The following is an 11340-nucleotide window of genomic DNA, read 5'->3' on the forward strand; positions in this document are numbered from 1 at the left end:
CAGCGGCGTCAAGCGGCACACGGTAACACTCGAAATTCATCACTCGATCTCAGGGGCGATCATTCATGTTCAGACGACCTTCCGTTCACTTCGGGCGTATGCCCGAACCGGTCACGCCGTACCAAAAAGCAGCGCAAGTCTGGGACGAACGCATTGGATCGGCGCGCGTGCAGGCCAAGAACTGGCGCTTGATGGCCTTTGGTTGCCTCATGCTCTCGGGCGGCCTGGCCGGTGGACTTGTCTGGTACTCAGCACAAGGATCGATCACACCCTGGGTCGTCGAGGTTGATCGCTTGGGCCAGGCCCAGCGGGTTGCGCCAGCCAACATCGATTACCAGCCCACAGATGCTCAGATAGCCTATCACCTGGCGCGCTTTATCGAGGACGTCAGAGGCTTGCCGGCCGACGGCATCGTTCTGCGCCAGAATTGGCTTAGGGCGTATGACTTTACGACCGATCGTGGCGCGGCCGCGCTCAACGATTTTGCACGCAACAATGACCCCTTTGCCAAGCTGGGCAAGGCGCAGATCTCCGTCGATGTCTCGAGCGTCATCCGTGCGTCTTCAGAGAGCTTCCGGGTCGCCTGGACCCAACGCATCTACGAGAATGGCTCGCTGAGTGCGACCGAGCGCTGGACCGCGATTCTCACGGTCGCAATTGAGACGCCGCGAGATGCCGAACGCCTGCGCAAGAATCCCCTTGGCGTCTACGTCCGCGCCATCAACTGGTCAAAGGAGCTGGGGCAGTGATCAAGACGATGCGTGACACTTGTTCAAAAGGTCAGATCCAATGCCGCAGGTTCAGCTCGAGCACGTGCAAGCTCGCGGCTTTGAGGCGAGCCATTTTACCAGCTCTGCTGCTTGGCACATTGGCCCTCGCTGGATGCGCCACCTACATTCCGCCGCAAATCAGCTATGACGCCGAGGTCCCGCCGTTGGCAGCAGCTCCAGTGGCGCTCGATGATCGACCTCACCCGCTTCACGTTCCACCGCTTTGGAAGCCCGTTCTCGGCGGCAAGTCGGGCACGAAGGAAGACGCCGAGCCCGTAAGCCGGGTTGAGACCGCAAACAGCGCGGCGCGCGTCGAACCGCGGAAAAGGGGGTACTTCAATGCGGCGCAGATCTACGCCTTCAGCCCCGGGGCGCTGTATCAGGTCTACGCTGCTCCCGGACAGATCACGGACATTGCGCTGGAAGAGGGAGAGCAATTGACGGGATCCGGACCGATCGCGGCCGGTGATACCGTGCGCTGGGTCGTCGGAGATACCGAGAGCGGGAGCGGGGACAGGCGTCGCGTCCACATCCTGGTCAAGCCGACCCGCGCGTCGATCGAAACCAATCTTGTCGTCAACACCGACCGGCGCACCTACCTGATCGAGCTCCGCTCCCGCGAGCGGCCGTACATGCCGTCTGTTGCCTGGTACTACCCGGAAACAGTCCGCGAACGATCGCGCGCAATCGCTCTCACCCCGGCTATTCCGGATCCGGCGCAGCGCGTCTTTCGTTACGCGATCGAGGGCGACAGCCCACCGTGGCGGCCGCTCGCAGCATATGACGACGGCCGAAAGGTCTATATCGAATTCCCGCAAGGGATCGTCCAGGGCGAGATGCCACCGCTGTTCGTCATCGGACCCGACGGCAAGACCGAACTCGTCAACTATCGCGCCTACGGCAATGTGCTGATCGTCGACCGGCTGTTTGCAGCCGCAGAACTGCGGCTGGGCGGTGAGCACCAGCAGAAGGTCAGAATTGTCAGGACCGACGGGAGGCCGTCGTCATGAACACGCAGGACGAACATCATCTGGAGGGCGGCATTCCGCCGCAAACACCTGAGGAGCAATCCAGGAGCTTCCGCCTGCGCGTCGAACCTCGGCGGGTCACGCGACTGTCCCGCAAGGTGCTGGCTGGCGGAAGCGCGGTTGCCCTGCTGGTTATGGGCGGAGCCGTATTGTGGTCATTGCAAAGCAATCGCCCACGCAACCAGACGACCGACGAGCTCTATAGCACCGATCATCACAATCTCGCCGACGGCATCGAGGCGCTGCCGAAGGACTATACTGGCGTTTCACGTCAAACCGTGCCGCAGCTTGGTCCGCCGCTCCCAGGCGACCTCGGTCGACCGATCCTGGCCGCCCAAGGCCAGTCGCCGGCGACCGGCGGAGATCCGGAACAGCAGCGCCGGGATCAAGAGAGCGAGGCGGCCCGTATCAGCCATCTGTTCGCTTCGACCAACGGGAGAGAAGTGCGTCCGCCTGCCGCTGCGGCTGTTGGAGGCGAGCGCGTCGTGCCGCCGAACGCAACGAGCACAGAGGATGGATCTGCGCAAAACGCGCAGGACCGAAAACTTGCCTTTGTGAACGGTTCTGTGGATCGCCGCACGGTAAGCCCTGACCGCGTCAGCAGGCCCGCTTCACCATATATTGTGCAGGCTGGGACGGTGATTCCAGGAGCGCTGATCACTGGGATCAGGTCAGACCTTCCCGGCCAAGTCACGGCGCAGGTGACGGAGAATTTATACGACACTCCGACCGGCCGCTTTTTGCTCGTGCCCCAGGGAGCGAAGCTGATCGGCAGTTATGACAGCCAGGTTTCGTTCGGCCAGTCGCGAGTGCTGCTGGTCTGGACTCGGCTTATCATGCCGAACGGCCGCTCGATCGTTCTAGAGCGGCAGCCCGGTGCTGACAGCGCAGGGTACGCGGGGCTCGAAGACCAGGTCGACAATCATTGGGGTGAGCTGTTCAAAGCGGCAGCGCTGTCGACGTTCTTGGCTGTCGGGACAGAACTAGGTGCGGGGTCCGACACCAATAGCAACGACAGCGCCATCATCCAGGCGCTGCGGCATAGCGCCTCCGACTCACTAAACCAAGCTGGACAGCAGGTGGTTCGGCGCAGCCTCAATATTCAACCTACTTTGACCGTACGACCTGGTTTCCCGGTTCGCGTTCTCGTCAACCACGACCTCATCCTTGCGCCTTACGGAGGATAGGGGATGCCCAAGCTGAGAATAGGAGCGCTGCCAGACGACAAGCCGGTCAAGGTCACCACTGAGCTTCCAGCGTCAGTCCATCGAGATCTCGTCGCCTATGCAGAAGCCCTTGCACGCGAAAATGGGCAACGCATCGATCCGGCAAAGCTCATTGCGCCCATGCTGGCACGCTTTATGGCCACGGACCGTGGTTTTGCAAAGGCGAGACGGGCCGGTCACAGCGGTGGAGGCGAGGGATAGCGTTCTACCAACAGATCGAGAAAACGCTTCAGAGCCGGATTCTCATTGTCGTCACGCCAATGCGCATAGAAGTCCACCCGGCTCGGCCCCGCTCCGTCCTGCAACTCACGGTACACAAGGCCAGCGAAACTTGCACCAATATCCGATTCCATCACCAGACTGAGCCCCATGCCCATACTCGTCAGACTCTTGATGATGCCGCGGCTTACGTCATGGCGCTCGACCGTTGGCCGTTCATCAGGTATTACGAGTTTCGAAATCAAGAGATCCTCGAACTCGCGTCCAGGATCATACTCGCTAAGAAGGATCTTTTCGTTGCGCAAATCCGTCCAATAGATGACCTCGCGTGCCGCCAGGCGGTGATCCTGAGGCAGGGAGATCAGGATGCGTTCGCTCCAGAGAAGTAGTGATCTGGTGTCTTTCGAAGACAGACGTCCAGGGCTAACGACAACGTCGGCGGTTCCGTTACGCAGGGCAGTCATCAACCGGAAACGAGAGCGTTCCATTGTTAGTAATTCGAGCCGTGGTAGCAGCTTCTTGAGCTCACCTATCGTTGCCCGCAAATTGCCAGCGGACATGGATGTGAAGAAACCGATGACAAGATGGCCGGTATCGCCGCGACCACCGGACCTTCCTGTGTCAACGAGCATGTCAACTTGTTCCAGGATCAACCGCGCAATTCGCAGAACGTTGTGGCCGACGGTCGTCGGTTTGATCCCTCCGGTTGATCGCTCAAACAATGAAGTACCGACTATGTACTCGAGTTGGCTTATGGAGCGACTGAGCGCCGTGTGTTTGACTGAAAGCATTTCTGCGGCTTGTCGGAAGCTACCGTAGTCACAGGCGGCAATTGCTAATCGAAGTTGCTGCAGCTCAATGGCTCTTCCAGCGCTCCGTCGATTGCTCCTGGTCTTGATGTCGGTCATGTTTGTCGCTTCGCTAGAAAATCGCAAGACACGGCATGTCCGCGCTAGGCGCGGACGCGCTCGCTTCGGCAGCGAAGATCACTGGTGCCCAAAGAACAGGTGCTGAGAGACGGCCGGCTCCGCGAAGATTAGCCAGAGCTTCGCGAGAAATCTCGAGTTTACCTGCCACGGCTAAGGTGTTGCTAATTGTGGAAGGATTACCAATGCGCCGCAGGGGCCATCCGGCTCGTCGAAGGATTCTCTCCATTCGAACGTCGGTGACAGTAACGATATCGGTGAGCTGTCGCGAAAGCCCGAACTCGACCATTCCAGCGAACAACTCGTATGCGGCACAAGTGATGCCGTGATCTCCTTTGGGAGCGTCGGCTACAACGTCGATGGCGAATCTGCTGCTTTCCCAGATGAACGGAGTGGACGGGGCGGGGCGGCCTTCAAGAAGGGTCGGAAAGGTGTCCCGAAGCATGGTCGGGCCAAGGGTGGGGAGGAGACGAACGGTACCTTGTACTTGGCCGTTGTCAGATAGCTGCGCAAGATAGGCGGGATGCAGTGCATCGAAATCGTCGATTTCCATGTCACCGCTGGCCTGAACATCCCATGCCATGCGTAGTTTGAAAACGCGATGCCGCAATCGATGCATCTCAACGAGAGTTCCTGAAAACTCGCCATAAGAAGGTTGCGTGATCAGCTGAATCATAGTCCCTCCAAAAGTGGTAGCACCTCCTTTGAAGCGGGATTGTTGGTCTCATTCACTACCTCTAGCTGTAGGGGGCGCTCGTCCTAATTTCGCTTTCTTTTATTAGCCGCCACCAAGAGCGCGACTGCTTGTATGACAGTTCGCACACCCAGCTTTTCCTTCGCGTTCTCTAAGTAATATGCGACTGTGCTCTGTGAGATGCCGAGGATGCATCCAATTTCCCAAGCGCTCTTCCCTTGTGAAGCCCATTCCAAGCATTCGAATTCGCGCGGAGACAAGCGGATCCCGTCTACCTTACGTTCATCCGCGAGCTTACGGCGGACGTGCGCATGGAAATACGTCGCCATAAGCTGAAGAACGCGTCCATACGAATCAATGCACTTCTCAAATGGCGGCCGTTTCTCGTCGACGGCGAAGGTCAGTGCTGCGACTGGACCCCGTCCATCGTGAATGGGGACGGTAAAGCCAAATCGGATCCCGAACTGAGCGGCTTCATCGAGGAGTTGCTGCTCCGCAAGCGCACTGGATCTTGAAGAAAAATCCGCTCCCCACCGGAAGGGTTCCGGAGTCTGCAGAGCTTCTCTAATGACGGGATCGATTGTGTGATAGTTCTTGTTCAAATAGCGAGCAGTCCAGCAGGATGGGTACGTGGAGATCAAGTGCGGTGTAGTTTTCGTTTCGCGCCGGAGAGCGAGATAGGCGAAGCAGGATAGGTCCAACGCGGCTGCTGTGTCCGCCATTGCTTTCGAAAACTCATGAGGATCGTCTGCTGATGACAGACGATCGACGAAATTCTGAAAGATGCGATGCATTGCTAAACCTGCGACATGCCCAAGATTAGTGTGCTTCAGATTTCATCTCGCGCGGCTGCCCGGCCTAGAGGAGCTCCGGGTTGGTTGCGTGGTCTTGTCTGGCTACAGACCATCACCGAATTCCCGCGAGTATTTGTGGAGGCCGATATGGTCGAGCACGCCGTCATGGCTGATGTGAAAACCATTGTGGATCTCGCCCTCGCAGTCCATGCGATCGCCTCGCTGCGCGTCGCGCATCAGCCCGGCGAAGCGGCACCGAGGACGCCGGCGAGCACGTAGTCGCGGCTCTGCCTCTCGTGCACGATGGTGTCGATGCCGCGCACATGCAGGAGCTGCGACAACAGCAGCCCCGACATGCCGCCGCCGATGATGCAAACTTGAACGTTCATTTTCGCGTCCATCCCTTTGAGCGCCTGAGGAGCTGCTAATGAGCTTGCATCAGCTACGACGAGGACACGCGCCTGCATGTGACTTTCGCAGCGAAATCCTCGTCGCGGCCGAGCCACGTACCCCAGTCTTACGCTGTCATCTTGACCATCAGCAGACTGAAGCCGGCGATAAAGAGGAAGGCGGCAAATCCAAGCAGTAGCGGCCGAAGGCCCTTGGCGCGTAACTTGGCGATGTCGGCTTCCAGCCCCATGGCCGCCAAAGCCATCGATAACAGGAACGTCGTCACGGTGACGATCGTGGTCTCAATGGCCGGCGGAACTGCGATCAGGCTGTTGACGCAAACCATGGCGATGAAGCCCAGCACGAACCAGGGGATTGGTGTCTTGGCGTCGGCCTTATCAACGCCAGAGCTGCGGGCTCGATGTCTTGCCGCAAAACTGAGCGCTATCACCACCGGCGCGAGCATCGCGACGCGTGCCAATTTGGCGATGGTGCCGAAATCACCCGCCTCCTTGCCACCCTGGAAGGAGGCCGCGACGACCTGCGCTATCTCATGAATCGAGCTTCCCACCCAAAGACCGTAAGCATGCGCGTCGAGGTGCAACGCGCCTTGCAAAAGCGGATAGCCGAACATGGCGACTGAGCCGAAAACTGTGACACAGGCGATTGCGTATGCGGTGTCCTCATCCCGAGCCTTGGTGACAGTATTGGTCGCAATCACAGCAGAAGCGCCGCAAATTGAGGTGCCAGCAGCGATTAACTCGGAGAGCTTGCGGTCAACGCCGATTAGCCGCCCGAGCCAGATGGTGAACGCAAATGTCGCAATCAGAGACACGACGATTACGACCATGCCCTTGGCGCCGACTTCGAGTACCTGCGAAGCGGTAAGTTGAAGACCAAGCAAGATGATAGCAAAACGCAGCACCCTCCTGAGTGAAAATGAAACACCGGCTTTGGCAAGCGCTGGGGTCCCGCGCATGTTGTGAAGGGCCATGCCGATTACGATGGCGAGAATCATTGGACTGAAGTTCGCAATGCCGGGGATTCGGCGCATGCTGAAGGCGCTCGCGGCGATCGTGGCGGTCAAAAGTAGTCCGGGAAGGATAGCGAAGTGAGGACGCGCGCGGGCTGCGTCGTCGTCCCGTCTGTCAATCTCGGTTGTAGTTTGTGCTGGATGAGCTTGGTCATCGGCGATCATCGGCATCGGAACCTCCTTCGAATGCGGGAGGAGGATCTCGCATTGTGATAGTGCGATCCAATCGTTCATATATGTAATTACAATCGATCCGATAAATGCTTCTCCATAAAGCGCGGCGATGGTCTGCGATGCACTCGGGATGACCTGTGAGAGCGCATAATGGATTTCGTGCACGGGAAGAAGCAACGGTGAGTGAGGGGCTCGGACGTCTTTTTGAGTGCTGAATCTGGCGTTCTCAGCCTGCAACAGTGCTCACCGCTTGGTCTATGCGGCCAAATAGAGAAATGCCTTGGGCATCGAGCATTTCCATAGTTACGCGTTCGCCGTCGCTCATGTAGTGCGTTTTTGCCAGGCCGGAATCCTCCAATTCAACGCCTCGCCTTTCGGCGATGCAGGACGAGCCAACGACACGGAAATCCTCGTTGGAGACTGTCCCCGAGCCTAGGATGGTTCCGGCGCAGAGCGAGCGAGTCCGCGCAGCATGACGGATGAGTTCAGGAAAGGAGAATTCCATGGCCCCGGCGTGGGCTTGTCCGAAGATCTCACTATTGCGCCAGACCTTCAGCCGCAGTTGGATTCTGCCGTCACGCCAAGACGCGCCGAGCTCGTCGGGTGTCACCGCCACGGGCGCCATACTGCAAGGTGGTTTGGCCAGGATCCATCCGAAACCCGTGGCCATTTCTATCGGCGCGATCTTGCGGAGGGACCAGTCATTAACCAAGCCGATGAGGTGAATCCTTTTCTCGGCTTCGGCGACATCGGCACCACGCGGGGTCTCTCCCAGGATCACCGCCACTTCACCTTCAAAATCGATGCCGTCGTCAACGTCGTTGAAGGAGATGGTTTGAGTGCCCGAATGAAATTGGTGGGATAGACCTTGATACATTAACGGAGCGTCGTATTTTTTGGCGCTGACACCGAAGACGCGGTCCATCAGTGCACCATGGGAGGGAAAGGCTGAGGCGTCGAGCCATTGCCAGGCGCGCGGCAAGGGGGCGAGGGCGTGCTCCGGGGCGAAGCACGCGCCCTCGCCCGCATTTAGGCGGTCCGAAAGGGCGTTGAGCGGGGCGAGAACATTGTTCCAATTTTCGAGCGCCTCTTGCATTGTGCGCGCAATTCCGCCAGCTTCGAGCAAGCGCGTGAGATCGCGCGAGACGACGGCGAGACGTCCGTCCCTGCTGTCATCGGCGAGACTGGCCAATTTCATCTTCGAGTCCTCAATTCCAGAAGTTGTCGAGAGGAGCCATAGGCCCCGCGTCTTGAGGGCGCATCGCGTCCTTCCGCCCCGATATCGAAGCGCCGCAGTCGACGACCTGAAATTCCGTCACCCGCGTCATGCTCGTTTCCAGTTCAGTAGAACACGTTACCCTTTTCGTCGATCATGATGTCAGCCCGACGCAACTGTTCGCCGAGGCAGGGGCCCTGAAAGCAAAGGCCGGTTGTTGGATCGAAACGTGCGCCATGCGCGCCGCAGACGATGGCCGATCCTTCGGGGGACAGATATGCATCCTTGCGCCAGGGGAGGGGCGCTCCCGCAAGGTGTGGGCAGGCGTTTAGGTAAGCATGAACTTGTCCGTTGCGGCGCAGGAGGAAAAGGTCGTCCTGCGCTGCGCCGGGCCGCCCGAAACCCCGGGCCTGGCCCTCGTTGACCTCGGAGACATGACAGAGGCGGCGCCGTGGAAGATCAGGCATAGGCGCCATGTTTCGGCGTTCCCGGCCCGGGGGACCATTTTTCGCGAACGCGCGTCAAGAAGGCCTGCGAGGTGTCCGCCGAAAGCTGCACGGTGCGATGGCGCCAGCTTGCATCGTGGAGGTCCATATCGGCGTCCATTTCGACGTGGCAGCCAAAGGGACTATTGAAATACCAGAACCAGTTAGAGCCGAAGAGATGCCGCCCCGGTCCCCAGAAGGGCTGATAGCCCTTTTCGACGAAACGGCTACCGTTCAACATCACATCGGTTGGGCCGCCGAAATGGAACGCGAAATGTTCGACGCCTTGCATGTGGGGAGGTGCACCGATGAGGAAATGGGTGTGATGGTCGAGCGTGCCCATCGGCTGAAGGAAGGGACCAACCTGCTCGAACCGGTCCGTGCAGCGAAAGCCCAAGCGCCGGACATAGAATTCTTCGGCTGCGGCGACGTCGGGCACGAAATACACGATGTGCGACAGGGTGCGCGGCGCGATAGTCTGGTTGGCATCGACCCCCAGCCGATTGACCTGCCGCGTCGAGGCAGCGCCGGGCGCGTTCGCCTGCTCGCTTGGCAGGTGAAAAGCCTTGCGGATCGTCGGCTGGAATCCGAGGAGAAAGCCGCTGTTGTCCATACATTCGATCGACTGATCCGCAACACTGCGAACCTCGCGGTCCTTGCTGACTTCAGCACGGATGGCTTCCAGGTCCTCGGCGCAGGAAACGCCCATGACCGTCTTGCGCAATTGGCAGCCGGCAACCGGTGCCGCAGGCAGGCGAGCGTCATCCGCGGGATAGAATTCGACGCCAGTGCCGTCGAGTGCTTCAAAGCGTAGGCCGCCCTCGATCGGCGCTTCGATCGCCCCATAATCTCGGAAAAACTGCCCGGCGATTGCTAGATCCTCGACGCCGAAGATCAATGTGTCGAGACCGACGATTTTCATTTCATTTCTCCTTGTTAGCGTATCGATCACACGGTTTTTCCATTGAGCGATTCAGCGACCCAGTCAGCGATGTAATGGCCGGCGTTGATGCTGTTGTCGAAACTCGAATGCTGGACGCCGCCCTCGCGCGCTGTAAAAATCTTCAACTCGCGTTTCGGACTATTGATGAGGCCGTCATACGTGCGCTGCGCCCAGTGCAACGGGATCTGCGAATCCTTCTCGCCATGGGCCACAAGGAAGGGGACCTCGATCCGATCAAGCACGCCGTCGAGGCGAACGTTTTCTGCGATGCGCATGAAATCGTCCACGTCGCGCGCGCCCCAGACCCAACACACATGATCCCAGTAGTGAGGTACCGGGAAATCACCCTCACGCGCGAGGCGTTTCCTCTGTACGTCGTACCAGTCGTGATTTGCGCCCCAGACTACGCCGCATACGAAACGCGCCTCGAAGGCTACCGCGCGCGGGCAGTAATAGCCGCCGAGGGACACGCCCTCGAGGCCGATGCGCCGCGAATCGACGTCGGCACGGGTTTGTTCCAGCCAATCAAAGACCCGACTTGCCCAATGCTCGGTATCAAAGCGAGCGTGCAGGCCTTGCAGGCGAAGGGCCTCACCTGTGCCCGGCTGGTCGACAACGAGCGACGACACGCCGCGTTTGGCCAGCCAGGCGGGAAGGCCGATGCGATATCTCATTTCTTTGGTTGAATCGAGACCATTGACCTGCAGCAGGAGTGGAGCCGGCCCCTGGACGTTTTCGGCTGCTACGAAGAGGCCAGCGAGATGTTGTCCTTCATAAGGGATCTGAACGCGTTGACAATTCTCTCGCGAGAGATGGACGCCGCGGGCAAAGATATCAAGGAATCGGCGATAGAGTGTGAGGCGGCCTTCAGCGTCATGACGCTGGAGTCTTTCGCATGTGAGATAATAGATGGCCGCGCGATTGTATTTCTCGCCAGCAGACAATAGCCGTCCGTGCGCAATGTCTTCGTCGGCGAGGTTGCACAGTTTATCTGCCATGCGCGCCCAACTCTCCCGGAAGGCGCATACGCCTTCGGCGTCCGGCTGCAGCGCCGCTTGTTGCAACGGCGCACACATTTCCTCGATCTCGCCCATTCGAGCGCCCATTTCGATGGCGAGGTCGACAGACAGATTCCAGACATAGTTCGTTGGGAAATACTTGAACAAGGCGTTCCCTTCTTTCGCTCGAATGGCAGACGTTCGGGTATTCGTACGAGGCAAAACCCGAGCGTTTTCGACTAGAGGTTCTCTACGCAGCCAAGGCTCACGTGGTCGCTGTGCGGCTCGATCACCCCTGGTATCGCTCGGTGCAAAACGAATAGCGTCGGCGATGATGCTTGACAAATTCATGTTGCTTGTACGAACCATGGAAATGGTCAATACCTCGCGAAACGCGCACCTTTGGCCGCGGCGCGCGGCGAGATGCGGAATCCGAGGCAAAGC

12 protein-coding genes and 1 pseudogene are annotated in these 11340 nt (G+C 59.0%); 4 read left to right on the plus strand and 9 right to left on the minus strand.

The window, feature by feature from the left end; all coding sequences use genetic code 11:
• Window positions 1-65: 65 nt before the first annotated feature.
• From trbF to FXB41_RS37870, 4 genes are read left to right on the plus strand one after another with little or no spacing between them, the layout of a single operon-like run.
• Window positions 66-749 carry a conjugal transfer protein TrbF gene (trbF, locus tag FXB41_RS37855; protein WP_219685395.1) on the plus strand — a complete coding sequence of 228 codons (684 nt, stop codon included), beginning with the start codon at window positions 66-68 and terminating at the stop codon, window positions 747-749.
• Window positions 746-1780 carry a P-type conjugative transfer protein TrbG gene (gene trbG / locus FXB41_RS37860; RefSeq protein ID WP_311985945.1) on the plus strand — a complete coding sequence of 345 codons (1035 nt, stop codon included), beginning with the start codon at window positions 746-748 and terminating at the stop codon, window positions 1778-1780. The genes trbF and trbG overlap by 4 nt, the downstream gene beginning before the upstream one ends.
• Window positions 1777-2985, plus strand: a complete 1209-nt coding sequence (locus FXB41_RS37865; protein WP_219685396.1) for a TraB/TrbI/VirB10 family type IV secretion system protein — start codon at window positions 1777-1779, stop codon at window positions 2983-2985. Before trbG ends, FXB41_RS37865 begins: the two co-directional genes overlap by 4 nt.
• A gap of 3 nt (window positions 2986-2988) precedes the next feature.
• Window positions 2989-3225, plus strand: a complete 237-nt coding sequence (locus tag FXB41_RS37870; RefSeq protein ID WP_219685397.1) for a DUF2274 domain-containing protein — start codon at window positions 2989-2991, stop codon at window positions 3223-3225.
• On the opposite strand, the gene FXB41_RS37875 is transcribed toward FXB41_RS37870, so the two are convergent.
• From FXB41_RS37875 to FXB41_RS37915, 9 genes and pseudogenes are all read right to left on the minus strand, one after another.
• Window positions 3201-4151, minus strand: coding sequence for a LysR family transcriptional regulator (locus tag FXB41_RS37875; RefSeq protein WP_219685398.1), 951 nt, complete (start codon window positions 4149-4151; stop codon window positions 3201-3203). The genes FXB41_RS37870 and FXB41_RS37875 overlap by 25 nt on opposite strands.
• 13 nt (window positions 4152-4164) lie before the next feature.
• Window positions 4165-4845, minus strand: a complete 681-nt coding sequence (locus FXB41_RS37880; protein ID WP_219685399.1) for an acyl-homoserine-lactone synthase — start codon at window positions 4843-4845, stop codon at window positions 4165-4167.
• An 83-nt stretch (window positions 4846-4928) separates the two neighbouring features.
• A complete protein-coding gene (locus FXB41_RS37885) occupies window positions 4929-5657 on the minus strand; it encodes a LuxR family transcriptional regulator (protein ID WP_219685400.1) in 729 nt (242 codons plus the stop codon).
• Window positions 5658-5752: 95 nt separating this feature from the next.
• Window positions 5753-6046 (minus strand): annotated as a pseudogene (locus FXB41_RS41840) (FAD-dependent monooxygenase); the annotation flags it as partial.
• Window positions 6047-6174: 128 nt separating this feature from the next.
• Window positions 6175-7251 (minus strand): YeiH family protein, encoded by a 1077-nt coding sequence (locus FXB41_RS37895; RefSeq protein WP_246649518.1) that lies wholly within the window; start codon window positions 7249-7251, stop codon window positions 6175-6177.
• A gap of 229 nt (window positions 7252-7480) precedes the next feature.
• The gene (locus FXB41_RS37900) at window positions 7481-8452 is read right to left on the minus strand and encodes a fumarylacetoacetate hydrolase family protein (RefSeq protein ID WP_219685401.1); all 972 of its coding nucleotides are present in this window, start codon (window positions 8450-8452) and stop codon (window positions 7481-7483) included.
• A 143-nt stretch (window positions 8453-8595) separates the two neighbouring features.
• A complete protein-coding gene (locus tag FXB41_RS37905) occupies window positions 8596-8946 on the minus strand; it encodes a Rieske (2Fe-2S) protein (protein ID WP_219685402.1) in 351 nt (116 codons plus the stop codon).
• The gene (locus FXB41_RS37910; RefSeq protein ID WP_219685407.1) at window positions 8930-9877 is read right to left on the minus strand and encodes a VOC family protein; all 948 of its coding nucleotides are present in this window, start codon (window positions 9875-9877) and stop codon (window positions 8930-8932) included. The genes FXB41_RS37905 and FXB41_RS37910 overlap by 17 nt, the downstream gene beginning before the upstream one ends.
• A gap of 26 nt (window positions 9878-9903) precedes the next feature.
• Entirely contained in the window at window positions 9904-11064 is a 1161-nt protein-coding gene (locus FXB41_RS37915; protein WP_219685403.1) for an alpha/beta hydrolase family protein, read from the minus strand.
• Window positions 11065-11340 lie beyond the last annotated feature (276 nt).

The organism is Bradyrhizobium canariense (assembly GCF_019402665.1).
Classification (GTDB): Bacteria; Pseudomonadota; Alphaproteobacteria; order Rhizobiales; family Xanthobacteraceae; genus Bradyrhizobium; species Bradyrhizobium canariense.